Source organism: Microbacterium sp. SORGH_AS_0888, from assembly GCF_030818905.1.
In the GTDB taxonomy this organism is placed as follows: Bacteria; Actinomycetota; Actinomycetes; order Actinomycetales; family Microbacteriaceae; genus Microbacterium.
Window position 1 is genome coordinate 3,007,860 of sequence record NZ_JAUTAZ010000001.1, and the last position, 23,680, is coordinate 3,031,539.

Below are 23,680 nucleotides of genomic sequence, written 5' to 3' on the forward strand. Positions count from 1 at the left end.
TCTCCCACCGGGCTCGAGTCCGCGCTGCGGGCCCGCCCGCGCGAGGACGGTGAGCCGCCGCGGGCGCTCGTGCTGGGCGCGACGGGCTACATCGGCGGACGCCTCACGCCGCGGCTCGTCCACGCCGGCTACCGCGTGCGGGTGCTCGCTCGCGATGCGGCGCGCGTGACGGGCCTTCCCTGGGGCGACCAGGTCGAGATCGTCGAAGGCTCCGCGGACGATGCGGATGCGGTGGGCCTCGCGATGCGCGACGTCGACGTGGTGTTCCACCTCATCCACTCGATGGGCGCGGGCGCCGGCTTCGAGGAGACCGACCTGCGCGTGGCGCGCACCGTCGCCGAGGGGGCGGCGGCCGCATCCGTGTCCCGGATCGTGTACCTCGGCGGGCTTCACCCCGAGCACGTGACGCTGTCGCCGCATCTGCGCTCGCGCGTCGAGGTCGGCGAGGTGTTCCTGCGCTCGGGCGTGCCGACCCTCGTGCTGCAGGCGGGCGTCGTCATCGGATCCGGCTCGGCCTCGTTCGAGATGGTGCGTCACCTGACCGAGGTGCTGCCGTACATGCCGGCGCCGCGGTGGGTGCGCAACCGCATCCAGCCGATCGCCGTCCGCGACGTGCTCTGGTACCTCATGGGGGCCGCCCGCGTCGCGCCCGAGGTGAATCGTGCGGTCGACATCGGCGGCCCCGACGTTCTCCGCTACGGCCAGATGATGAACGGCTATGCCCTCGAGGCGGGGCTGCGGCAGCGCGCGATCGCGGCGCTTCCCGTCCTGACGCCCCGGCTGGCGTCGCTGTGGGTGGGGCTCGTGACGCCGGTCCCGGTGCCGATCGCGCGCCCGCTCATCGCCTCACTCGAGAACGAGTGCATCGTCAAGGACCGCTCCGTGGACGCGTTGATCCCGCCGCCGGCGACGGGCCTGACCCCGTACCGCCGCGCCGTCAGCCTCGCGCTCGGTCGCGTCGAGGCCGACGATGTGGAGACCAGCTGGCAGGATGCCGAGGTCGGCGGTGCGCCCTCGGACCCGCTGCCGAGCGACCCGGACTGGGCCGGGCGCACCGTGTTCACCGATGTGCGGACGGCGCGCACGACCGCGTCGCCGGAACGACTGTGGGCGGTCATCGAGGGCATCGGAGGACGTAACGGCTGGTACTCCTCTCCCGTGCTGTGGGCGCTGCGCGGGTGGATGGACCGCGTGGCCGGGGGAGTGGGGCTCGCCCGTGGCCGGCGCCGTCGTTCGCGCGTGGCGGTGGGAGACGTGATCGACTTCTGGCGGGTGGAGCGCGTCGAGCCGGGGCATCTGCTGCGCCTGCGTGCGGAGATGAAGGTGCCCGGCCTGGCCTGGCTCGATCTGGTCTGCGAACCCGCACCGGCGGGGGAGACCGGAGCCTGCTACCGGCAACGCGCCGTGTTCTTCCCGAGCGGGTTGGCGGGGCGGCTGTACTGGCTCGGCGTGCTGCCGTTCCACGGCTTCATCTTCCGCGGGATGGCCAACCGGATCACGGCGGCCGCCGAGGCGTGAGCGCGACACGCCCGGGATGCGGGTGCGATTTGCTGGATGGGTGGGGTCGGCGTAGGTTATTACTTGTTAGCCCCACAGGGAAGAGCGAGAAGGCCGAGAGCCTGCGCCCCCTCAAGCGGAGAACGAATCCCCCTTTACCTTCGAAGATCTGGTTGCGGTTTTCCGCTTCTTGTGTCTAAGATTGGGGGTCCGGTTTCATCCGGGTCAGATCTGGGACCACTGCGTCGGTTATCCGAGGCGAAGCGCCGTTTTGACTCGCTGATGGGGTCGGATAAGGTAGTGAGGTTGCCCAGCGGTGATGGTCGTGAGACTTGATGGTTGGAGCGTCCGTTCCTTGAGAACTCAACAGCGTGCACTTGTCAAATGCCAATTTTACCTCGTCCTGGCCTTTTTGGTTGGGTTGAGATTCCTTTGGATCAAAGTCCTCCTTCTTTGTGGGGGAGGCGTTTGGATCGTCAGTTTTGATGGTTCAGCTTTGGTCAGATTGAACTCGCTGCATTGTCGTTTTCCCGATGGTGTGGCTTTTTTCTTTTACGGAGAGTTTGATCCTGGCTCAGGATGAACGCTGGCGGCGTGCTTAACACATGCAAGTCGAACGATGAAGGGGTGCTTGCACCTTGGATTAGTGGCGAACGGGTGAGTAACACGTGAGCAATCTGCCCCTGACTCTGGGATAAGCGCTGGAAACGGCGTCTAATACTGGATATGCACCAGGGCCGCATGGTCATTGGTGGGAAAGATTTTTTGGTCAGGGATGAGCTCGCGGCCTATCAGCTTGTTGGTGAGGTAATGGCTCACCAAGGCGTCGACGGGTAGCCGGCCTGAGAGGGTGACCGGCCACACTGGGACTGAGACACGGCCCAGACTCCTACGGGAGGCAGCAGTGGGGAATATTGCACAATGGGCGGAAGCCTGATGCAGCAACGCCGCGTGAGGGATGACGGCCTTCGGGTTGTAAACCTCTTTTAGCAGGGAAGAAGCGTGAGTGACGGTACCTGCAGAAAAAGCGCCGGCTAACTACGTGCCAGCAGCCGCGGTAATACGTAGGGCGCAAGCGTTATCCGGAATTATTGGGCGTAAAGAGCTCGTAGGCGGTTTGTCGCGTCTGCTGTGAAATCCCGAGGCTCAACCTCGGGTCTGCAGTGGGTACGGGCAGACTAGAGTGCGGTAGGGGAGATTGGAATTCCTGGTGTAGCGGTGGAATGCGCAGATATCAGGAGGAACACCGATGGCGAAGGCAGATCTCTGGGCCGTAACTGACGCTGAGGAGCGAAAGGGTGGGGAGCAAACAGGCTTAGATACCCTGGTAGTCCACCCCGTAAACGTTGGGAACTAGTTGTGGGGTCCATTCCACGGATTCCGTGACGCAGCTAACGCATTAAGTTCCCCGCCTGGGGAGTACGGCCGCAAGGCTAAAACTCAAAGGAATTGACGGGGACCCGCACAAGCGGCGGAGCATGCGGATTAATTCGATGCAACGCGAAGAACCTTACCAAGGCTTGACATACACCAGAACACCGTAGAAATACGGGACTCTTTGGACACTGGTGAACAGGTGGTGCATGGTTGTCGTCAGCTCGTGTCGTGAGATGTTGGGTTAAGTCCCGCAACGAGCGCAACCCTCGTTCTATGTTGCCAGCACGTTATGGTGGGAACTCATGGGATACTGCCGGGGTCAACTCGGAGGAAGGTGGGGATGACGTCAAATCATCATGCCCCTTATGTCTTGGGCTTCACGCATGCTACAATGGCCGGTACAAAGGGCTGCAATACCGTGAGGTGGAGCGAATCCCAAAAAGCCGGTCCCAGTTCGGATTGAGGTCTGCAACTCGACCTCATGAAGTCGGAGTCGCTAGTAATCGCAGATCAGCAACGCTGCGGTGAATACGTTCCCGGGTCTTGTACACACCGCCCGTCAAGTCATGAAAGTCGGTAACACCTGAAGCCGGTGGCCTAACCCTTGTGGAGGGAGCCGTCGAAGGTGGGATCGGTAATTAGGACTAAGTCGTAACAAGGTAGCCGTACCGGAAGGTGCGGCTGGATCACCTCCTTTCTAAGGAGCATCTGACTCTTCGGAGTCCAGAACCCAGGTCGAAGGCGTATGTTCTTCGCTGGGAGCTCATGGGTGGAACATTTGACATGCCGTCAGCGCGGTTGACTCCAGTTAGTACGGTCTTCGGATCGGGAACGGTGGGGGATGCAAGCGGGCGGCTGCACGCTGTTGGGTCCTGAGGGACCGGGCCGGCCTTTTGGTCGAACTGGGACTTCTGGGCCTTTTCTTGTCTCCTGTTTTTGGGGGGTGGGGGAGGGTACCGCCCGTACTTTGAGAACTACACAGTGGACGCGAGCATCTTCGAGATGATTTTTCATCTCGTGAAGATGATCTTAAAGATCATTAGTCAATTTCGATTGACGATTCGAACTCATGTGATTTCAAGTCTTTAAGAGCAAACGGTGGATGCCTTGGCATCTGGAGCCGAAGAAGGACGTAGCAATCTGCGATAAGCCTCGGGGAACTGATAAGCAAGTTTTGATCCGAGGGTGTCCGAATGGGGAAACCCCGCCAGGGCGCGTGCGTACCTGGTGACTCCCGTCTGAATATATAGGGCGGGTAGAGGGAACGTGGGGAAGTGAAACATCTCAGTACCCACAGGAAGAGAAAGCAACCGCGATTCCGTGAGTAGTGGCGAGCGAAACCGGAACAGGCTAAACCTAGCGTGTGTGATAGCCGGCAGGTGTTGCACGTTGGGGGTTGTGGGACTTTTCTGATCATTCTGCCGAGTGGTCGGCGTTACAAGAAGGTATAGACGAACTGGTTTGAAAGCCAGGTCATAGAGGGTGCCAACCCCGTAGTCGAAATGCTTCTCTTGGCGTGAAGAGTATCCCAAGTAGCACGGGGCCCGAGAAATCCCGTGTGAATCTGTCAGGACCACCTGATAAGCCTAAATACTCCCAGATGACCGATAGCGGACAAGTACCGTGAGGGAAAGGTGAAAAGTACCCCGGGAGGGGAGTGAAATAGTACCTGAAACCGTTTGCTTACAAACCGTTGGAGCCTCCTTGGTAGGGGTGACAGCGTGCCTTTTGAAGAATGAGCCTGCGAGTTAGCGATACGTGGCGAGGTTAACCCGTGTGGGGTAGCCGTAGCGAAAGCGAGTCTGAATAGGGCGATTGAGTCGCGTGTCCTAGACCCGAAGCGAAGTGATCTATCCATGGCCAGGCTGAAGCGACGGTAAGACGTCGTGGAGGGCCGAACCCACTTAGGTTGAAAACTGAGGGGATGAGCTGTGGATAGGGGTGAAAGGCCAATCAAACTTCGTGATAGCTGGTTCTCTCCGAAATGCATTTAGGTGCAGCGTTGCGTGTTTCTTGCCGGAGGTAGAGCTACTGGATGGCCGATGGGCCCTACAAGGTTACTGACGTCAGCTAAACTCCGAATGCCGGTAAGTGAGAGCGCAGCAGTGAGACTGTGGGGGATAAGCTTCATAGTCGAGAGGGAAACAACCCAGACCACCAACTAAGGTCCCTAAGCGCGTGCTAAGTGGGAAAGGATGTGGAGTTGCTTAGACAACCAGGAGGTTGGCTTAGAAGCAGCCACCCTTGAAAGAGTGCGTAATAGCTCACTGGTCAAGTGATTCCGCGCCGACAATGTAACGGGGCTCAAGCACGCCACCGAAGTTGTGGCATTGACATTTTTGGTAGGCCTTCGTGGTCCAGCCGTGTTGATGGGTAGGAGAGCGTCGTGTCGCGAGTGAAGCGGCGGGGTGACCCAGCCGTGGACGCGACACGAGTGAGAATGCAGGCATGAGTAGCGAAAGACGTGTGAGAAACACGTCCTCCGAAAGACCAAGGGTTCCAGGGTCAAGCTAATCTTCCCTGGGTAAGTCGGGACCTAAGGCGAGGCCGACAGGCGTAGTCGATGGACAACGGGTTGATATTCCCGTACCGGCGAAGAACCGCCCAAGCTAATCCAGTGGTGCTAAGTGCCCGAATCCAGTGGCTCAACCCTTCGGGGAGCGGCTGTTGGGCTAGCGCATGACCCCATGCTGGTGCGGTTAGCGTATTAACAGGTGTGACGCAGGAAGGTAGCCCAAGCCAGGCGATGGTTGTCCTGGTGCAAGTGCGTAGGCTGAGTGATAGGCAAATCCGTCACTCGTGAAGGCTGAGACACGATGCGGATGAAAAGTGGGTGATCCTATGCTGCCGAGAAAAGCATCGACGCGAGGTTCTAGCCGCCCGTACCCCAAACCGACTCAGGTGGTCAGGTAGAGAATACCGAGGAGATCGAGAGAATCGTGGTTAAGGAACTCGGCAAAATGCCCCCGTAACTTCGGGAGAAGGGGGGCCATCCACTTATACGGACGTGCTCCGAAAAGGGTGTGGTGGCCGCAGAGACTAGTGGGTAGCGACTGTTTACTAAAAACACAGGTCCGTGCCAAGTCGCAAGACGATGTATACGGACTGACGCCTGCCCGGTGCTGGAAGGTTAAGAGGAGGGGTTAGCGTAAGCGAAGCTCCGAATTTAAGCCCCAGTAAACGGCGGTGGTAACTATAACCATCCTAAGGTAGCGAAATTCCTTGTCGGGTAAGTTCCGACCTGCACGAATGGCGTAACGACTTCCCAACTGTCTCAACCGCGAACTCGGCGAAATTGCATTACGAGTAAAGATGCTCGTTACGCGCAGCAGGACGGAAAGACCCCGTGACCTTTACTACAGCTTGGTATTGGTGTTCGGTGTGGCTTGTGTAGGATAGGTGGGAGACGGTGAAGCATGGACGCCAGTTCGTGTGGAGTCATTGTTGAAATACCACTCTGGTCACTCTGGATATCTAACTTCGGACCGTAATCCGGTTCAGGGACAGTGCCTGGTGGGTAGTTTAACTGGGGCGGTTGCCTCCCAAAAAGTAACGGAGGCGCCCAAAGGTTCCCTCAACCTGGTTGGCAATCAGGTGTCGAGTGTAAGTGCACAAGGGAGCTTGACTGTGAGACTGACAGGTCGAGCAGGGACGAAAGTCGGGACTAGTGATCCGGCAGTGGCTTGTGGAAGCGCTGTCGCTCAACGGATAAAAGGTACCTCGGGGATAACAGGCTGATCTTGCCCAAGAGTCCATATCGACGGCATGGTTTGGCACCTCGATGTCGGCTCGTCGCATCCTGGGGCTGGAGTAGGTCCCAAGGGTTGGGCTGTTCGCCCATTAAAGCGGTACGCGAGCTGGGTTTAGAACGTCGTGAGACAGTTCGGTCCCTATCCGCTGCGCGCGTAGGAAGTTTGAGAGGATCTGACCCTAGTACGAGAGGACCGGGTTGGACGAACCTCTGGTGTGTCAGTTGTTCCGCCAGGAGCACCGCTGATTAGCTACGTTCGGGATGGATAACCGCTGAAAGCATCTAAGCGGGAAGCCGGCCTCAAGATGAGACTTCCATACCTTCGGGTGAGAGGCTCCCAGCCAGACTACTGGGTTGATAGGCGAGATGTGGAAGCGCAGTAATGCGTGCAGCTGACTCGTACTAATAAGCCGATGACTTGATAACACACCGTTCTAGGTGCCCGCGTCCACTGAGTGGTTCTCGATGTACGGTCGAGAACCACACGACAAACGACTTTTGTTGTGTGTTTTTGGTTGAAACATCAATAGTGTTTCGGCGGCCATAGCGAGAGGGAAACGCCCGGTCCCATTCCGAACCCGGAAGCTAAGCCTCTCAGCGCCGATGGTACTGCAGGGGGGACCCTGTGGGAGAGTAGGACACCGCCGGACTTCTTTCAGGAAATGGCCACCCAACGCAGGGTGGCCATTCCCCGTTAACAGAGCTTTTGCGTCACCGAGCGTGACGTCGACGCGCTTCGAAGTGCGGACGCGCTCCGCACCTTCCGCGGCCGGAGAGTGCGGTCGGTCCGCTGCTCAGTTGCCATCGATCTTGCTGATCGGGTCGGAATCATGTCCAGCCGTGGCGCAGTACAGCTTTGCGGACTGCTGCGTGAGCAGGATCTTGCCGTTGCTCGGGTTGTTCTCTCCTTTCGCGGCGTAATAGCTCTTGATGGCCGACTTCTGATCATTTGAGCTCATCTTCTTATAGTCGCCGCAGGTGACGTCCTTCGATCCTCCGCAACCGCTCAACAGCAGGGCGGCGGAGAGGAGGATGACGATCGGCGCGGAGACCTTCCTTATGAACACAGCGACTCCATGGGTGAGGGTGAACTGCCGCGCGAGCCGGCGGCATTCGCGACAGTAACAACGACGTGTCGGCGAGATCGGCGACTTCTGCCCGATCCGGAAAACCCGGAAACATCGATCGGGCAGGACGTCGATCCCGGATGTTCCGGCGCGTGCCTCGCGTCGGATGCGGCGAGCGTCTCCCTCCGGTCCACCGGCTCGAGCGCCGGCGGAGCGTCATGCGCGAGCGGTGTGGGTGCGCGTTCGCGCGATAGGGTTGCTCGGTGCCCGCTATCGCCCGTGTCATCACCGTGTCCGACCGCTCCGCGGCCGGACAGCGAGAGGACACGAGCGGCCCCGTCGCGGTCGCGGCGCTTCGTGAGGCGGGATTCGACTGCGCGGATCCGGTGATCGTGCCGGACGGTGCGAGCTCGGTCGAGCGCGCGATCCGGACCGCTATGGCCGACGGCATACGCCTGATCGTGACGTCCGGCGGCACGGGACTCTCGCCCCGTGACGAGACGCCCGAGGGCACGGGCCGGGTGCTCGATCGTGAGATACCCGGGATCGCCGAGGAGCTGCGCCGAGTCGGCCTCGCCGACACGGCGGCGTCGATGCTTTCGCGCGGCCGTGCGGGCATCGCCGGGGACGCGCTCGTGGTCAACCTTCCCGGCTCTCCGCGCGCGGTGGCCTCCGGGATGCCGGTCGTCCTGTCCGTCGCCGCCCACGTGCTGGGCCAGGTCGAGGGAGCCGATCACCGATGACCGTGACGATCGCGCGGATCTCGGAGTCCGCGCTCGACCTCGACGCCCACCTCCTCGCCGTGGAGGAGCCATGGGTGGGAGCGGTGACGAGCTTCGCCGGCCGCGTACGCGTGGAGGACCCCGATGCGCAGACCCCGGTCGTGGCGTTGGAGTACTCGGCGCACCCGGACGCCGAAGCCGCTCTCCGGCGCATCGCGGCGGACGCGATCGGAGATCGTCGGGCACTCGTGGCCGTGAGCCATCGTGTCGGCCGGCTCGTCGTCGGCGACCTCGCGGTCGTCATCGCCGTGGCCTCGGCGCACCGTGACGATGCGTTCGTCGTCTGCCGCACCGTGATCGAGCAGATCAAGCGCGAGCTGCCGGTATGGAAGAAGCAGTGGACCGCCGACGGCGAGTCGCTGTGGAAGGGGATCGGCGGCTGACCGGCCTATCCGCCTGCGAACGGTGGGAGCACGTCGACGACGGTCGTCGGCGAGAGAGGCGCGTCGTCGTCCGATCGTGAGCCGTCGACCAGCACGGCGCAGCGGGGGAGGATGCCGCCGAGCCCCGACCGTTCCGTGGCGAGAGCCGCCCGCAGCTCGCCGAGGGTCTGCTCGCTCCGTTCCTCAGAGGCGAGGCCTGCCATCTCCTCCGCCGCGGCGAAGTACCGCACCCGGGCCATCAGGCTTCCCACTCCGCCGCCAGCGCGGAGATGGCCGCGACGGTCTCGCGCACCTGCTCCGGGGCGCCGCCCGCACGGCCGGCCGCGAGACCGGCGGCGAAGGCGCTGAAAGGCGCCGCGGGACGCGCGACGCCGCGGGCGACGTCGGCTGCCAGGTCGAGGATCAGCGCGATCGGCAGATCCTCCTCGCCGAGGCCGAGCCGGTCGCGCAGTGCGGCGGCCCAGGCGTCAAGCGCCTCGGGGGGCAGGTGCGTGCTCATGTGTTCTCCTTCTCGCGAGCTCGTTCGAGATCCTCCCACGTGTCCACGTCGGCGACCACGTCGTCGTCCACGCGCACGACCGCGACCGCCAGGTCGTCGATCAGCGCTCGGACCGGGAGGTCGCGGCCCGCATCTGCGACGGATGCCGTTGCGCGGCGCAGGGCCGCGGTGCGGTACGCGCCGGTGAGCCACTGAGGTCGCGAGCCCGCGTCGCCCAGACACATCCCGTCCGTGACCTCGGGGAGCAGCGCGATGTCGGTCGCCAGGCGCCGCACGGCGGCGTCGGGGTTCACGAGGTCGCACGCCAGCACGAGCGTCCAGTCGGAGTCGGCCGGGACGTGCGCCATGGCGGCGACGATCGCGGCCGCGGGCCCCGTGAACGGGGGGTCCTCGCGTACCCAGGTGACGGGCAGCGCGGGCCCCGCCTCGGGACCTGCCACGATGACGGCGGTCGCGCCCGCCTCCTCGACCGCCGACACCGCACGTTGCAGCAGCGAGCGGCCGCCGACCTCGAGCTGCGGCTTGGACGCGCCGCCCAGGCGGCTCGCGCGACCGCCGGCGAGGAGGATCGCGGTGAGGATCATGGCGTGCCTCAGGACTCGTCGGGCCGGGTCCAGTCGCCGCTCTTCCCGCCGGTCTTGCGGACGAGGCGGACCCTCTCGATCTCCGTGCCCTTGTCCATGCCCTTCACCATGTCGACGACGGCGAGCCCCGCGACCGCGACGGCCGTGAGCGCCTCCATCTCGACCCCGGTGCGGTCGGCCGTGCGCACGGTCGCCTCGATCTCGACCCCGTCGTCGGTGACCTCGAGGTCGACGACGGCGCCGTGGACGCCGATGACGTGTGCGAGGGGGAGGAGATCGGGCACGCGTTTGGCCGCCTGGATGCCGCTGATGCGGGCGACGGCGAGCACGTCGCCCTTGGGCGCCGTTCCCTCGCGCAGGGCCGCGATCACGGCGGGCGCGCAGCGCACGAAGCCCGCGGCGGTCGCCGACCGCACGGTGGGCTGCTTCTCGGTCACGTCGACCATGCGGGCGTGGCCGGCGGCATCCAGGTGGGTGAAGCTCATGTGTGTGTCCTTCGTGGCGGGGTCAATCGAGGAGCATGACGTCGACGAGATCGCCGGCGGAGACGGCGGTGACCTCGGCGGGCACGATCGCGTACGCCTCCGCACCGCCGAGCCGGCCGGCGAGGTGCGAGCCGCCGGAGGACGCCGGGACCGCCTTCCACGCGGCGGGGTCCGTCCGGTCGATCACGATGGGGAGGTACTGGCGACGGCCGGGCGGCGTGCGCCACCCGGCCCCTGCGGGAAGGCGCAGTCGCCGGCGGCGGAGCTCCGTCGCCCCCTGCATCGCCAGCAGGGCGGGGCGCACGAACACCTCGAACGACACCGCTGAGCTGACGGGGTTGCCCGGCAGTCCGAACAGGAGCGTGCGGCCCGCGACCCCGAAGCCCTGCGGCTTGCCGGGCTGCATCGCGACGCCGCCGAAGCGCATCTGCGACACCGTGGTGCGCACGACCTCGTAGGCGCCGGCGCTCACGCCGCCGCTGAAGACGACCGCGTCGGCGGCGTCCTCGCCCGTCGTGACCTCGGCGAGCAGCGAGGCGAGGGCACTGCCCTCGTCGTCGACGCTCTCCCGGCGCACGACGAAGGCGCCGGCCTCGGCCGCGAGGGCCGCGAGCATCGTGCCGTTCGACTCCGGGATCTGACCGCGTCGCAGCGGCTCGCCGAGCGGCACGAGCTCGCTGCCGGTCGCGACCACGACGACACGCGGGCGCTGCGAGACCGTCAGACGGGCGACCCCGGCCGCCGCGAGCGCCCCCAGCTGCAGCGGGCCGAGCCGCACCCCCGCTGCCAGCACGGCGTCGCCGCGGCGCGTGTCCTCGCCGCGGCGACGCCGGTGAGCACCGACGACCGGCGCGGCCGTGACGGCGATCTCGCCGAGCGAGTCGGCCAGTCCGCCGAGCGTGTCCTCGAAGGGGACGATCGCGTCCGCCATGGCCGGCATCGGCGCGCCCGTCATGATGCGGATGGCCTGGCCGGGGGACAGGGGCGGGTCCTCCGCCGTGCCGGCGGGGAGGTCCCCCGCGACCGTCAGCCGCACGGGGGCGGCGAGGGTCGCACCGGCGACATCGGCGGCCCGGACGGCGAAGCCGTCCATGGCGGAGTTGTCGAAGGGCGGCAGGTCGATCGCGGCGTGCGCGGGTTCCACGAGCACGCGCCCCCGCGCGTCCGCCGTGTCGACCGTCTCGGCGGGCAGCGGTCGCACCGCATCGAGGACGTGCGCGAGATGGTCCTCCACCGTCGCCAGCGGGCTCATGCCCATGCGGAGAGCCCTCCGGCCAGCACGCGCGCCTCGACCCCGCGCTCGCGCAGGGCCTGCGCCGCGGTGAGCGCCCGCATCCCCTTCGCGCAGATCACCACGACGGGACGGGACGCCTCGATCTGGTCCGGGTCTCGGAGGAGCTCCGCGAGCGGGACGAGCATCGACCCCTCGACCGTGCCCGTCGCCGTCTCCCACGGCTCGCGCACGTCGAGCAGCATCGCGCCCTCCGCGGACTGGGCCGCGAGCATCTCCTCGGCGGTGACGAGGGGGATGCCGGGGCGCTCGGACGGAACGGCGGCGGTGGCTGTGGCGGGACGCAGCGGCACCTCGGTGTGGCGGGCGCGGAGCGCGTCGATGAGCAGCACGCGGCCGAGCAGCGGCTCGCCGACGCCGGTCAGGAGCTTGATCGCCTCGGTCGCCATGATCGAGCCGACCTGCAGGGTCAGGGCGCCGAGGACGCCCACCTCGGCGCAGCTCGGCGCCTCGCCCGCCGCCTCCGGCGGATGGAGGTCGGACAGGACGACCGGCACGTGTCCGGCGGGCGGGCGGGACCAGAACACCGTCACCTGCGCATGGAACTCCTGCACGACGCCCCACACGAGCGGGACGCCCAGGCGCTCGCAGGCCGCGGCGACGACGGCGCGGGTCGCGAAGGTGTCCGAGCCGTCGAGCACGAGGTCCGCCGGGGCGAGCAGCTCATCGGCGCAATCCGCGTCGATCCGGCGCCGCACGGCCTGCACGCGGGTCTCGGGGCTGAGATCGGCGGCCACGCGCACGGCGGAGTCGGTCTTCGGCGCCCCGACGTCCGACATCCGGTGCAGGACCTGCCGCTGGAGGTTCGTGACATCGACCTCGTCGTCGTCGATCACGGTGAGGGTGCCGACCCCGGCCGCCGCCAGCGCGAGGACGGCGGGGGAGCCGAGGCCGCCCGCGCCGACGATCGCGACGTGAGCCGCGGCGAGTCGGCGTTGCGCGAGCTCGCCGAAGCCGCGCAGGGCGGCGTGGCGTAGCGTGCGCGCTCGTTCGGCGTCACTGAGGGACGCCACGGGCGCGACGAGCGGCGGCAGCGACAGGGGCATGACGACAGGCTAGCCCGCGACGGAACAGCTGCGGCCGGTCGCCCGGTCAGTGATCCGCAGATGCGGATCAGATGAATTCATTCATCCGTACATGCGGATATGCTGGGCGGATGACGAGCTATCGCATCGCTGACGCCGCCCGCCTGCTCGGCGTCAGCGATGACACGGTACGTCGCTGGATCGATCAGGGCGTGCTGTCGACGAACGGCTCGAGTCCCGTCGAGATCCCCGGAGCCGACCTGGCAGCCCGGGCCGTCGAGCTCGCCCACGCGGCCGCGGACCCCACGGACGTGCTCTCCAGCGCCCGCAACAGGTTCACCGGGCTCGTGACACGCGTGCAGATCGACGGCGTCATGGCCCAGGTCGACCTCCAGTCGGGTCCGCACCGCGTCGTCTCGCTCATGTCGGCCGAGGCGGTCCGCGACCTCGCGCTCGAACCCGGTTCGCTCGCCGTCGCCGTCGTGAAAGCCACCACTGTCGTCGTCGAGACCCCGAAAGGCTGACCCGTGTCCAGACGCACCCCATCCCGTCTCCTCGCCGCGCTCGCCGGCGCCCTTGCCGCCCTCGTCGCTCTGAGCGGCTGCGCGGCAGGGAGTGCCGCGCCGGCTCCGGCGCCCGCGCTCTCCGCCAGCGGTGAGGCGCTCACCGGCAGGCTCACGGTGTACGCGGCGGCATCCCTCAAGACGGGGTTCGACGAGATCGCGAAGGCGTTCGTGCAGGACAACCCGGGCGTCGATATCGAGCCGATCTCGTACGACGGGTCCTCGACACTCGCGACGCAGATCATCGGCGGCGCGTCGGTGGACGTGTTCGCGTCGGCCGACGAGGCGAACATGGCCAAGGTCACCGGTGCCGGGCTCGCGCAGGACCCGCAGCCGTTCGCCACGAACACCCTCGTGATCGCGGTGCCGAAGGCGAACCCCGCCGGCATCACGACGCTCGCCGATCTGGCCAAGCCCGGAGTGAAGGTCGTGCTCTGCGCGAACGGCGTGCCGTGCGGCACGGCGGCGCAGAAGCTCCTGTCGAACGCCGGGCTCGCCGTCACCCCCGCCAGCAGCGAGCAGAACGTCACGGCCGTGCTCACGAAGGTCGCCGCCGGAGAGGCGGACGCGGGGCTCGTGTACGCGACGGATGTGATCGGTCGGAAGGATGTCTCCTCCATCGTCCCCGACGGTGCGGCCGGTGTCGTCAACACCTATCCGATCGTCGCCCTGAACGGTGCGCCCGACGCCGCCGTGGCGAAGGCGTTCGTCGCCTACGTCGTGGGCGAGAACGGGCAGGCGATCCTCTCCGAGCTGGGCTTCGGAAAGCCCTGATGCCGGTCGACGGCGGACGAGCACGCGGCTACGCGCCCCGCATCCTCGTCCTGCCCGCGGTCGTGGGCCTCGCGTTCCTGCTCGTCCCGCTCGCCGCGCTCGTCGCCCGCGTTCAGGTGGACACGCTGTGGACGGACATCACCTCCGAGGCTGCGGTCTCGGCGCTCGGCCTGTCGTTGGCGACCGGGGTCACCGCGACGGCCGTGTGCGTCGCCGTGGGGGTGCCGATGGCGATCCTCATCGCCCGCAGTGCGCCGCGCACCGCCGCGCTGCTGCGCGCGCTCGTGACGGTGCCGCTCGTGCTGCCGCCCATGGTGGGCGGTGTCGCGCTCCTGTTCCTCTTCGGCCGCAACGGCTGGCTCGGCGATCTGCTGGGCGCCATCGGGGTGCGTCTGCCGTTCACGACGGCGGCGGTCGTGCTGGCCCAGACCTTCGTCGCGCTTCCGTTCCTCGTGCTCTCGGTCGAAGGGGCGCTGCGCTCGACCGGGACCGGCTTCGAAGAGGCGGCCGCCTCCCTCGGCGCCGGCCGCTGGACGGTGTTGCGGCGCATCACGCTGCCGCTGGCCGCGCCCGGCCTGATCGCCGGCACCGTGCTGTGCTTCGCGCGCGCGATCGGTGAGTTCGGGGCGACGGCGCTGTTCGCGGGCAACGCACCCGGGGTGACGCAGACGATGCCGCTCGCCATCTACACCGCCTTCAACGGCGCGGGAGTCGACCAGGGCACCGCGATCGCGCTGTCGCTGCTGCTGCTGATCACGGCGATCGCCGTGCTGCTGCTCGTGCGGGCATGGCGCCCGGGGAGCGTGCGGTGACGGGCGATGCCGCGGGCACGCTGACGGCGCGGCTCCGCGTCGAGCGAGGCTCCGGCTTCGACCTCGACGCGCGCCTCGACGCCGCGGCCGGGGAGACGGTCGCGGTCATGGGGCCCTCGGGCGCGGGGAAGTCGACGCTGCTCGCGGCCCTCGCCGGGCTCGCGCCGCTCACGGACGGCGAGATCCGGATCGATGGACGCGTGCTGTCGACGGTGCGGCGCCGGGTCGAGCCTGCGGCGCGCGGGACCGTGCTGCTCGGGCAGGACGCGCGGCTCTTCCCGCACCTGACCATCCGGGAGAACGTCGCATTCGGGTTGCGCGCACGGCGGGTGGCGCGCGCCGAGGCGAACGCGCGGGCGGACGACCTGATCGAGCGAGTGGGGCTCGCGGGTGCTGCGGACCGGCGTCCGGCGGCGCTCTCGGGCGGACAGCAGCAGCGCGTCGCGGTCGCCCGAGCGCTCGCCGCCGCGCCGCGCCTCGTGCTTCTGGACGAGCCGCTCACCTCGCTCGACAGCGTGACCGCGAGCGCGGTGCGGGCCCTCCTGGCCGAGCTGCTCGTCGACACGACGTGCGTCGTGGTGACCCACGACGCCGTCGACGCCGTCGCGCTCGCCGACCGGCTGGTCGTGCTGGAGGCGGGGCGTGTGACCCAGGAGGGCGGCGTCCGCGAGGTGCTCGCCGCGCCCGCGACGCCGTTCGTCGCCGAGCAGGCCGGGCTCAACCGCGTTGCGGGGCTCGCTGGTCAGCCCGGAGTCGCGGTGTTCCCCCCGAGCTCCGTGCGGCTCTCTGCCGCGGGTCCGGACGTCTCCGGTGCGCACGGCTCCGGTGCTCGGGGCATCGGGTGGCGAGCGCGGGTCGTGCGGGTCGAGCAGACGCTCGGCGGCGTGCGGGTCGTGACGGCCGAGCCGCAGGTGGCCTGCGATCTGACGCTCGAGGAGTGGGCGCGCCATCCGTTCGCCCCGGGCGACGACGTCCATGTGTCGGTCGACGCCGGGCGCCTGCGATCCCTGCCGGGCTGAGCCCCCGACCTTTTCCTCCCGCGACCCATGCGGCGTGACGACCCATGCGGCGTGACGACCGATGCGGCATGATGGGCGCAGGGGAACGGGGGATGGGGATGCCGATCGAGCGCGATGCCGCGTGGCGGATGCTGCACGACCCGGTGACGGATGCGGCGGCGCTCGCCGAGATCGCCGCGGCCTATCCGGAGTTCGCCGAGGCCGTGGCGCGCCATCCGAACGCGTATCCGGAACTGATCGCCTGGGCGAACGGGATCGTCTCGCCGGTGTCTGCCCCGGATGCTTCGCCCGCACCGGCCGCGTCGCCCGAGATCGCACCGCGCAACCCCTTCGCCGAGCCGAACCGTCCCGCCGGGCGCCGGGCGCCGCGGTGGGCCGTCATCGGCGGCGCCGTCGCGGCGGGTGTGCTCGTGCTCGGCGGGGCCGGCTGGGCGGCCGCAGCGCTGCTGCCCACGCTCTGGGGCGGGGGTGGTGACACGTCCTCGCCGACGGATGCGGCGGCGGGCGGGACTTCCCCTGCGCCCACTCGGACGCTCCCCGGCGACCCCGTCTACATCGGCGACGAGCTCGACTGGTTCCTGCTGGACGACGCGCAGCGGAACTCCCTGTCGCCGGGGGGATCGCAGACCGAGAAGGATGCGTCGTACCTCACCTCGGGCGAGAGCGAGGGTGCGGCGACCGATGTGCGCGCGTGCATACGGTGGATCCTCACGGACGACAACAGCATCGTGGGGGTTCGCCGCGCGACCTGGCAGGTGAACGGCGCGACGGACAGGGCCATCTGGAGTGCGCTGCAGTTCCCCACCGATGCGCAGGCCGAGGCGTACTACCGCTCATTCGCCGAGACCGTCGCCGGCTGCTCCCGGTTCCAGTTGCTATCCGGATCTACCGCGTACCGCACGTTCACGCTCGAACTCGCCGCAGGGGCCACGGACGACGGCTCATACTTCGTCGTGCGGGAGACGGACGACGACGGCAAGACCACCCGTGCGCTCGCACGAGAGGGGAACGTGATCGTGGTGGTCTCGGTTCCGGACAGCTCTGCCGCGGTAGATGCGGCGGCCTACGGAAAGGCACTCACGGACCTCACGACTCAGGCACGTGCCCGTCTCACCGACGAGATCGGCTACCGGTAGTCAGCCGACCTTGTACTTCGGTTCCACGTCGGTGTAGGAGGAGTCCTGCTGATGATTGAGGCGGACGACGAGACGTGCCCGGGACGTGTCGTGCTCGCTCGTGTAGTCCGGTTTGCACGTCGTGAAGCCGCTCTGGCCGGGGCAGTTCCACGCGACGCCCGCCGGGAAGTACTCCAGGTACATGCTTGAGGCCGTGGTGCACGTCCGATCGCCGAAGTCGTCGTGGAGACAGAGGGAGAGACGAGTCGACCCATACGAGGTCTTCTCGGTGCTGGCGACCCAGGCATCCGGTCGCTTTGCCGCGAGCTCCGCGAACGACAGGCAGTCGGCGCCGGCTTTCGAGCACCACTTGCCGTCCAGGTCGCTCGGCAGACCCGGAAGCGATGCTGCTGCCGTGGGTGAGGGCACAGCGGCGGGCGGCGCGGGCGCCCGTGTCGCGCTCGCGTCCTCGAGCGTCACCGAACGGAGGCGCCCGGTGCGGATGCTCCCGGCGAAGTCGGTGGAGCTGCCGCCCGTGCCGCCACTAGCCGCGAAGCTGAGCACGTGGCCCTCACGATCGGTCACGACGTAGTCGCTCATCCCGCCCGCGTAGTTGCGGTAGAACATCCCGCCCGGGTAGGCGCTGAGCACGGTCGACATGCTCTCTCCCAGCCGGATGCCGGACGCTGCCGGGTAGCCCAGGCCTGAGACGGCTGTCGCCGTCGCGCGAGGGTCACGCACCGCGATGCTCACGAGCGCGTTGTTCTCGACGTTCGCCGTCAGCCAGAACGACCCGCTGTAGACGTCGCCGAGTGTGAACACCTGACCACGCGATCCGGGGATGATGCTCGGCACCGCCGCCGACATCGCTTCCGGGGTCATGCCGAGCCGGAGGGGCCCGACGCCGTCGAAGGTGATCTCCCAATCGGCGGCGTTCGTGGAGACGGCCGAGATCGGTGCGCAGCGACAGAGGATCACGCGCTTCACGGTGCGCGTCGCGGAGTCGGTGTAGACCCGGTAGGCGTCCCTGCTGCCGCGGGCGAGCTGGTACACGTTCGAGTCGGAGCCGGTGTCGACGGGCTTGCCGTAGAGGGCCTCGACGTCCGACAACGACGCGCCCGGGGCGATCCCGTCGGCCGTCGCGACGGAGGTCTCGGTAGGAGCGATCGCATAGACCCGGCCGTCGTGGAGCTCGATGCGCCCCCACGAACAGTCGACGTACACGATCTCCACCCCGTCGGTCGTCGTGGGCGCGCTCACGGTCGCGCCGTCGATCAGGTGCCGCACCTCGGCGAGGGTCATCCCCAGTCGGATGCCGTTCATCCCGGCGGTGCCGAGCGCGTTCCGGCTGCTGGTCGCCGCGCGCAGCTGCGCCGCGAGCTGGGTCGTGTCGGTGGCCGAGGAGGCCACCCCGCCGCCCACGCCGCTGATGCAGGTCATCTGCTGCTGCGCCTCTTCGTCGTCGTCCACCCCGAACGCGACGACGTTGATCGCGATCTGCGGGCTCTGCGCGTGGAGCTGGGCGGCGACCTCGCACGACGACGGCGGAGAGCAGGTGTCCACGCCGTCCGAGATCAGCACGACGTTGCCGCTCTGGCCGGCGGGCAGCATGCCGAACGCCTGGCGCAGCGCCGTGCTGATCGGGGTGAACCCCGACTCCTTGATCGAGTCCACCTGAGCCGACATCGCCGCGGCGTCGAGGGCCCCGAGGGGCGCGAGGGTCTTCACGTCCGAACAGCCGGACGTGCGCTCGGCATCCGTGTTTCCGGTGCCCGTCCCGAAGACGAGCAGCCCCACCTGGCTGCCCGACGGCAGCGCGGCGATCGAGGTCTTCACGGCCGACTTGGCGGCATCCATGCGGGTCTGCCCGCTCGGGGTCTTGCGCACCATGGAGCCGGAGGCGTCGACGATGAACACGACCGGCGGCGGGGTGTCCGTGCCCGCGGCGACGGATGCGGGCGCGACGCCTCCCAGGACGCCCGCCGCGATCGTCGCGGCCCCGATCATCGCGATGACCCCGCGTGTGCCGCGCTTCCCCATGCCGTTCCCCCGTCGACGCTGCCCGGCACCAGGCTAGCGCCTGAGCTGTGCGGCGATGCGCGCCGATACGGCATGATGAGCCCAGGGGAACGGGGGATGGGGATGGTGTACGAACGTGATGCCGCGTGGTCCATGCTGCACGAGCGGGCGACGGACGCGGCGGCGCTTGCCGAGATCGCGGGGACGTACCCCGAGTTCGCCGACGCCGTGGGGCGGCATCCGAACGCGTACCCGGCACTCGTCGCGTGGGCCCGGGACCAGGCGCCTGCGCCACGGGTCGCCGAGACCGTCGCACCCTCGCCGTTCGGGGATCCGGCGGCCGATCGGTCGCCGAGACTCCCCCGGCCCGCCGCTCGTACGCGCCGGCGCACGCTGTGGATCGCGGTGCTCGTCGTCGTGCTCGTGGCGCCCGCGGTCACCATGTTGTTCGACAACCTCGCCTTCCTCGTCTACGCGGAGAACGACGTGCTCTTCGCTTTCGCGGAGCTCGGGGCTCGCTTCGCCGTCTCGGCACCGGGTGTCGCCCTTGCTGTATGCGCGGGTATCGCTGCCCCCACAGCCGGGCGCAAGGCGGGTGCCGTCGCCATGGGTCTGGTGTCCGCGGCCCTCTATCTGCCGGTGACGCTCGACATCACGCCGGTCTTCTTCGGGCTGCCCACCGCGGTCCTCCTTTCCGTCCTCATGAGCGTGCTCCTCTTCCTGGGCTGGGCCATCGGTCGTCCCCTCCGCGGTGCGGCCTATGCCACGGTTCCGATCGTCGTCCTTCTGGCGGTCACGGTGACCTGGAGTACCTTCGCGCTCTCCGTCGTGGTCGGCGATCCGGTACTGTTCGGGGTCCTCTTCGTTCTGATCCGCGCGGCCGCGGCCCTGCTGGTCGTCTGGATCGCACGCACCCTGAGCCGCGTGTCGGAGCGACGCCTGGTGCAGCGTCCGGTAGCGGCCGCCCAGACCGGTCTTGTGCAGATGCCGTTCGCCATCGCGCCCGCCGCTCCCGGCTCGCCGCAGGTCGCCTACGTCATGATCCCGGCCACGAGCCGCACGAACACCATGGCCGTCATGGCGCTGGTCTCGGCCTTCGTCGTCTCGTTGCTCGGCATCATCTTCGGGCACATCGCGCTGGCCCAGATCGCGCGCACCGGCGAGTCCGGCCGCGGTCTCGCGGTCGCCGGACTCGTGCTCGGCTACATCGGTGTCGGGCTTGGGGCCGTGGTCGTGCTCTTCTACCTGATCGTGGTCGGGGCGATGCTGCGGTTCTGAGGCCGATCAGACCGTCCGACCGCCCTCGATCCGAACCTCGCGGTCGACCAGTCCCTCCGGGATCGCGACGTGGGAGACGAGCACGACGGCGCGATCCGTATCGACCGCCTGGAGGAGGTCGCGCAACAGCGCATCGGATGCCGCAGGGTCCACGCCCGCCGTGGGCTCGTCGAGCACGAGCACCGGGAAGCCGGTCAGGAGCGCGCGGGCCAGCGTGATGCGCTGCGCCTGACCGCCCGAGACGAGCCCGCCCCGCTCGCCGAGCGGCGTGTCGAGGCCGCCGTGCTCGCGCGCCCACTCGGCGAGCCCCACCCGGTCCAGAGCCTCCCACAGCTCGTCATCGGCCGCCGTGTCGTGCGCGAACAGGAGGTTCTGACGCAGTGACTCGTCGAACAGATAGGGGGACTGCTCGCATAGGCCGATCGTGCGTCGCACGTCGTCACCGTTCAGCTCCCGCACCTCTCGGCCGCCGATCCGGTATGAGCCGGTGTAGTCCAGGAACCGTACGAGAACGTGGGCGAGCGTCGTCTTGCCGGCACCGCTCGGCCCGGTCACCAAGACCCGCTCGCCCGGCGCCACCTCCAGATCGACGTGGTGGAGTGTGCCCCCATCGGCCGACTCTCCGCCGCGCGACGGCCAGTGCGCACCGAGTCCCGCGAGACGGATGCCGTCGCCCAGCACAGGACCCCTCCCCTCCGCAGGAGGCTCATCCCGGGGGAGACCCGCAGGTACGTCGTCCGGCACCGTCCGTGCGATCCGCTCGGCGGCGGAACGCACCTGTCGCCAGGATGCGAGCGCGAGCGGCACCGGGCCGAACACCTCGAACACCGCCATCGGCAGCAGCACGACGACTGCGAGCACCGGGCCCGTCAGCCCTCCGGCGGCCAGACCGGGCAACGCGACCAGCAGCGCGGCGAACGACGCAACGCCCGCGAGCAGAGACACGGCGCCTGCGGTCAGCCCCTGCGCGGTCGCCCGCCGAACGGTCGCCCGCCGGAGCGCTTCGTCGGCGGCGCGGACCCGCTCGTGGGCCGCTCCGGTCGCGCCGTAAGCGGTGAGCACCTCGAGCGAGACGAACTCGTCCAGCAGTGCATCGGAGAGGCGGGAGCGCAGCGGCGCAATGTCGCGTTCGGCGCGGCCGCCCGCGATCCATCCGAGCCAGACCGCGAGGGCGAACGCGCCGGCGAGACAGCCGAAGAGCACGATTGCCGCGCCGGGCGAGAGAAACGCGACGAACACGACACTCGCCAGCGACGCGAGTCCCGCGACGGCGAGCGGCATGACCACACGCAGTGACAGGTTCTGCAGCTCGTCCACGTCATCCACCAGGCGCGAGAGCAGGGCGCCGCGCCTCGTCGTTCCCAGGCCGTCGGGCGCGAGCGGGACGATACGGCGCACGAGGCCCGCCCGCACCGAGGCGAGCTGCCCCAGCGCGGCGTCGTGGCTGGTCAGACGCTCGAGGTAGCGGAAGGTGCCGCGCCCGAGCGCGAAGGCGCGCACGGCGACGACGGCCGCGCTGATGTACATGACCTCGGGTTGCTCGGCGGCGCGGGTGATGAGCCACGCGCTCGCCGCCAGCAGTGCGATCGCGCTGACCGCCGTGCCCGTGCCCGCCGCGATCGCCCACCAGAACCGGCGTAGTGGAGGCTGCGCCGATCGGAGCACCTCGCTCGTCCTCATCGTGCAACCTCCAGGGCGACGACACGATCGGCGATCGTCCGCGCCGTGAGGCGATGCGAGATCAGCAGCACGCCGGCGCCGTCGTCGGCCTCGGCCCGCAGCATCCGCCACAGCTCGCTCTCGGTCGCCGCATCGAGCGCGCTCGAGGGCTCGTCGAGCACGAGCACTCGAGCGTCGCTCGAACGCCGTCGGTAGAGCGCGCGTGCCACCGCGACGCGCTGGGCCTGCCCGCCGGAGAGGCCCGCTCCCGCCGCCCCCAGCTCGAGCCCGGGCGGCACGTCGACGAGTGCGTCCGCCAGGCATCGAGCCACGAGAGCGGCATCGGGGGCGGAGTCGCCGAGCGTGATGTTGTCCGTGACCGTGCCCGAGATCAGGCCAGGGCGCTGTCCGGCCCAAGCGAGCGCGTCCCGTGCGTCCGCGACGGGGTGCCCGTCCACGAGAATCGTGCCCTCGGCATCCGCGAAGCCGAGCAGCGCCGCGATCACGCTCGACTTCCCGGCCCCGCTCGGTCCGGCCAGGAGCACGATCTCACGCGCATCCACGCGCAGGTCGATCGGACCGATCAGGTGCTCGCCGCGTCGGATCGTCAGACCCCGCGCGGCGATCAGCTCTCGTGTCGTTCGCGCGTCGGGGGTGCTCGCACCCCCGGGAGCAGGACGGAGAGCGCGGGCGGCGTCGAGCGTCTCGAAGATCTCGCCGGTGGCGGCGACGCCCTCGGCTGCCGCGTGGAACTGCACTCCGACCTGGCGCAGCGGGAGATACGCTTCCGGTGCGAGCAACAGCACGAACAGTCCCACCAGCAGCGGCATCTCGCCCGCCAGAAGCCGGAACCCGATCGTGACCGCGATGATCGCCACTGAGATCGAGGCCAGGAACTCCAGCGCGAAACCGGAGAGGAAGGACACACGCAAGACGGCCATCGTCTCGCGCTTGTAGTCGGCGGTGACCCGCTCCATCGTCGCCGCTGCGCGGTGCTGGCGGCCGAAGATCTTGAGGGTCGACAGCCCCGCGACGGTGTCCGCGAAGCGGGTTGCCAGCACTCGCAGCGTGCTGTACTGCTTGTTCTGCACGGCTCGGGTGGCGAGTCCGATCAGCACCATGAAGATGGGGATGAGCGGCATCGTGACGATCACCGTCAGTCCTGAGAGCGGATCCGCCACGAGGATCGCGAGGATGAGGATCGGCATCGTGATGGTTGTGGCGACGAGCTGCGGCAGGTACCGGCCGAAGTAGGCGTCGAGCGCCTCGAGTCCGTGACCCGCTGTCACGGCCAGGGCGGCGCTGTTTCGGCGCGCCAGCCAGCCCGGTCCGAGCTTCTCGACGGCGCGTACGAGCCGGTCGCGCAGCTGCAGGGAGGACCGCGCTGCTCCGGTTGCGGACGTGCGCTCCGAGGCGGCGATCAGCAGTGCGCGCACGACGGTGAAAGCGATTCCGCCGAGGATCCAGGGGACCAGTTCCGCGAGGGGCTCGCCCTCGATGACTCCGACGAGCGCTCGGCTCAGCGCGTAGGAGAAGCCGATGATGACGCCGGTCTGGGCCAGCACGATCGCGCCCGTGATCCCGAGGAACCCGCGGGCGGCGGTCGCGTAGCGGAGCAGGCGAGGGTCGACGGGGCGGCTACGGGGGCGCGTGGGCGCCGCCGCGGTGTCGATCGTCACTCTTCGATCCTGTCATGCGGA

General features: G+C 68.2%; 19 protein-coding genes and 3 rRNA genes. 12 read left to right on the forward strand and 10 right to left on the reverse strand.

Annotation, left to right across the window (positions count from 1 at the left end; genetic code table 11):
- Positions 1-24: 24 nt before the first annotated feature.
- The 4 genes from QE381_RS14645 (at position 25) to rrf (ending at position 7,275) form a co-directional block, all read left to right on the forward strand.
- On the forward strand, positions 25-1,518 hold the full coding sequence (locus tag QE381_RS14645; protein WP_307220553.1) for an SDR family oxidoreductase: 1,494 nt from the start codon (positions 25-27) through the stop codon (positions 1,516-1,518).
- A 530-nt stretch (positions 1,519-2,048) separates the two neighbouring features.
- A 16S ribosomal RNA gene (locus QE381_RS14650) occupies positions 2,049-3,571 on the forward strand.
- 378 nt (positions 3,572-3,949) lie between these two features.
- Positions 3,950-7,051 (forward strand): 23S ribosomal RNA (locus QE381_RS14655).
- 107 nt (positions 7,052-7,158) lie between these two features.
- Positions 7,159-7,275: ribosomal RNA gene (gene rrf, locus QE381_RS14660) — 5S ribosomal RNA — on the forward strand.
- The 16S, 23S and 5S rRNA genes sit together here, the layout of an rRNA operon.
- A 144-nt stretch (positions 7,276-7,419) precedes the next feature.
- On the opposite strand, the gene QE381_RS14665 is transcribed toward rrf, so the two are convergent.
- Positions 7,420-7,692 carry a hypothetical protein gene (locus QE381_RS14665; protein ID WP_307219329.1) on the reverse strand — a complete coding sequence of 91 codons (273 nt, stop codon included), beginning with the start codon at positions 7,690-7,692 and terminating at the stop codon, positions 7,420-7,422.
- A gap of 263 nt (positions 7,693-7,955) precedes the next feature.
- Here QE381_RS14665 and QE381_RS14670 point away from each other — a divergent pair, with 263 nt between their 5' ends.
- Together QE381_RS14670 and QE381_RS14675 are read left to right on the forward strand one after the other, a co-directional pair.
- Positions 7,956-8,435, forward strand: a complete 480-nt coding sequence (locus QE381_RS14670; RefSeq protein ID WP_307219330.1) for a molybdenum cofactor biosynthesis protein B — start codon at positions 7,956-7,958, stop codon at positions 8,433-8,435.
- Entirely contained in the window at positions 8,432-8,857 is a 426-nt protein-coding gene (locus QE381_RS14675; protein WP_307219332.1) for a molybdenum cofactor biosynthesis protein MoaE, read from the forward strand. Before QE381_RS14670 ends, QE381_RS14675 begins: the two co-directional genes overlap by 4 nt.
- Positions 8,858-8,862: 5 nt before the next feature.
- On the opposite strand, the gene QE381_RS14680 is transcribed toward QE381_RS14675, so the two are convergent.
- The 6 genes from QE381_RS14680 to QE381_RS14705 are packed head-to-tail and all read right to left on the reverse strand — an operon-like array spanning position 8,863 to position 12,762.
- A complete protein-coding gene (locus QE381_RS14680; RefSeq protein ID WP_307219333.1) occupies positions 8,863-9,096 on the reverse strand; it encodes a MoaD/ThiS family protein in 234 nt (77 codons plus the stop codon).
- The gene (locus tag QE381_RS14685) at positions 9,096-9,356 is read right to left on the reverse strand and encodes a DUF6457 domain-containing protein (RefSeq protein WP_307219335.1); all 261 of its coding nucleotides are present in this window, start codon (positions 9,354-9,356) and stop codon (positions 9,096-9,098) included. The genes QE381_RS14680 and QE381_RS14685 overlap by 1 nt, the downstream gene beginning before the upstream one ends.
- Positions 9,353-9,940, reverse strand: coding sequence for a molybdenum cofactor guanylyltransferase (locus QE381_RS14690; protein ID WP_307219337.1), 588 nt, complete (start codon positions 9,938-9,940; stop codon positions 9,353-9,355). The genes QE381_RS14685 and QE381_RS14690 overlap by 4 nt, the downstream gene beginning before the upstream one ends.
- An 8-nt stretch (positions 9,941-9,948) precedes the next feature.
- Positions 9,949-10,425, reverse strand: a complete 477-nt coding sequence (moaC, locus tag QE381_RS14695; RefSeq protein ID WP_307219339.1) for a cyclic pyranopterin monophosphate synthase MoaC — start codon at positions 10,423-10,425, stop codon at positions 9,949-9,951.
- A 22-nt stretch (positions 10,426-10,447) separates the two neighbouring features.
- Positions 10,448-11,677: a gephyrin-like molybdotransferase Glp gene (gene glp / locus QE381_RS14700; RefSeq protein ID WP_307220555.1), complete on the reverse strand. Its 1,230-nt coding sequence runs from the start codon at positions 11,675-11,677 to the stop codon at positions 10,448-10,450.
- Positions 11,674-12,762, reverse strand: coding sequence for a ThiF family adenylyltransferase (locus tag QE381_RS14705; RefSeq protein WP_307219341.1), 1,089 nt, complete (start codon positions 12,760-12,762; stop codon positions 11,674-11,676). Before QE381_RS14705 ends, glp begins: the two co-directional genes overlap by 4 nt.
- A 110-nt stretch (positions 12,763-12,872) precedes the next feature.
- Here QE381_RS14705 and QE381_RS14710 point away from each other — a divergent pair, with 110 nt between their 5' ends.
- The 5 genes from QE381_RS14710 (at position 12,873) to QE381_RS14730 (ending at position 17,045) form a co-directional block, all read left to right on the forward strand.
- Positions 12,873-13,265, forward strand: a complete 393-nt coding sequence (locus tag QE381_RS14710) for a molybdopterin-binding protein (RefSeq protein WP_307219343.1) — start codon at positions 12,873-12,875, stop codon at positions 13,263-13,265.
- A gap of 3 nt (positions 13,266-13,268) precedes the next feature.
- Entirely contained in the window at positions 13,269-14,078 is an 810-nt protein-coding gene (gene modA / locus QE381_RS14715) for a molybdate ABC transporter substrate-binding protein (protein WP_307219346.1), read from the forward strand.
- Positions 14,078-14,890: an ABC transporter permease gene (locus QE381_RS14720; RefSeq protein ID WP_307219348.1), complete on the forward strand. Its 813-nt coding sequence runs from the start codon at positions 14,078-14,080 to the stop codon at positions 14,888-14,890. The genes modA and QE381_RS14720 overlap by 1 nt, the downstream gene beginning before the upstream one ends.
- Positions 14,887-15,909, forward strand: a complete 1,023-nt coding sequence (locus QE381_RS14725; protein ID WP_307219350.1) for an ATP-binding cassette domain-containing protein — start codon at positions 14,887-14,889, stop codon at positions 15,907-15,909. Before QE381_RS14720 ends, QE381_RS14725 begins: the two co-directional genes overlap by 4 nt.
- 98 nt (positions 15,910-16,007) lie before the next feature.
- Positions 16,008-17,045 carry a sensor domain-containing protein gene (locus QE381_RS14730; RefSeq protein ID WP_307219351.1) on the forward strand — a complete coding sequence of 346 codons (1,038 nt, stop codon included), beginning with the start codon at positions 16,008-16,010 and terminating at the stop codon, positions 17,043-17,045.
- Here the strand turns inward: QE381_RS14730 and QE381_RS14735 are convergent, their stop codons facing one another.
- Entirely contained in the window at positions 17,046-19,064 is a 2,019-nt protein-coding gene (locus QE381_RS14735; protein ID WP_307219353.1) for a VWA domain-containing protein, read from the reverse strand.
- Positions 19,065-19,166: 102 nt separating this feature from the next.
- Here QE381_RS14735 and QE381_RS14740 point away from each other — a divergent pair, with 102 nt between their 5' ends.
- Positions 19,167-20,321 (forward strand): DUF4190 domain-containing protein, encoded by a 1,155-nt coding sequence (locus QE381_RS14740; protein ID WP_307219355.1) that lies wholly within the window; start codon positions 19,167-19,169, stop codon positions 20,319-20,321.
- Between the two features lie 6 nt (positions 20,322-20,327).
- On the opposite strand, the gene cydC is transcribed toward QE381_RS14740, so the two are convergent.
- Positions 20,328-22,001 (reverse strand): thiol reductant ABC exporter subunit CydC, encoded by a 1,674-nt coding sequence (gene cydC, locus QE381_RS14745; protein WP_307219356.1) that lies wholly within the window; start codon positions 21,999-22,001, stop codon positions 20,328-20,330.
- Complete coding sequence (cydD, locus tag QE381_RS14750; RefSeq protein ID WP_373426995.1) at positions 21,998-23,653, reverse strand: thiol reductant ABC exporter subunit CydD; 1,656 nt, start codon at positions 23,651-23,653, stop codon at positions 21,998-22,000. The genes cydC and cydD overlap by 4 nt, the downstream gene beginning before the upstream one ends.
- Positions 23,654-23,680 lie beyond the last annotated feature (27 nt).

What these genes read in the sequence shown, in the direction of transcription:
- QE381_RS14675 (WP_307219332.1), top strand. Translation starts at nt 8,432, where the DNA reads ATGACCGTGACGATCGCGCGGATCTCGGAGTCCGCGCTCGACCTCGAC.
- QE381_RS14680 (WP_307219333.1), bottom strand. Translation starts at nt 9,096, where the DNA reads ATGGCCCGGGTGCGGTACTTCGCCGCGGCGGAGGAGATGGCAGGCCTC.
- QE381_RS14685 (WP_307219335.1), bottom strand. Translation starts at nt 9,356, where the DNA reads ATGAGCACGCACCTGCCCCCCGAGGCGCTTGACGCCTGGGCCGCCGCA.
- QE381_RS14690 (WP_307219337.1), bottom strand. Translation starts at nt 9,940, where the DNA reads ATGATCCTCACCGCGATCCTCCTCGCCGGCGGTCGCGCGAGCCGCCTG.
- moaC (WP_307219339.1), bottom strand. Translation starts at nt 10,425, where the DNA reads ATGAGCTTCACCCACCTGGATGCCGCCGGCCACGCCCGCATGGTCGAC.
- glp (WP_307220555.1), bottom strand. Translation starts at nt 11,677, where the DNA reads ATGAGCCCGCTGGCGACGGTGGAGGACCATCTCGCGCACGTCCTCGAT.
- QE381_RS14705 (WP_307219341.1), bottom strand. Translation starts at nt 12,762, where the DNA reads ATGCCCCTGTCGCTGCCGCCGCTCGTCGCGCCCGTGGCGTCCCTCAGT.
- QE381_RS14710 (WP_307219343.1), top strand. Translation starts at nt 12,873, where the DNA reads ATGACGAGCTATCGCATCGCTGACGCCGCCCGCCTGCTCGGCGTCAGC.
- QE381_RS14720 (WP_307219348.1), top strand. Translation starts at nt 14,078, where the DNA reads ATGCCGGTCGACGGCGGACGAGCACGCGGCTACGCGCCCCGCATCCTC.
- QE381_RS14730 (WP_307219351.1), top strand. Translation starts at nt 16,008, where the DNA reads ATGCCGATCGAGCGCGATGCCGCGTGGCGGATGCTGCACGACCCGGTG.
- QE381_RS14735 (WP_307219353.1), bottom strand. Translation starts at nt 19,064, where the DNA reads ATGGGGAAGCGCGGCACACGCGGGGTCATCGCGATGATCGGGGCCGCG.
- QE381_RS14740 (WP_307219355.1), top strand. Translation starts at nt 19,167, where the DNA reads ATGGTGTACGAACGTGATGCCGCGTGGTCCATGCTGCACGAGCGGGCG.
- cydC (WP_307219356.1), bottom strand. Translation starts at nt 22,001, where the DNA reads ATGAGGACGAGCGAGGTGCTCCGATCGGCGCAGCCTCCACTACGCCGG.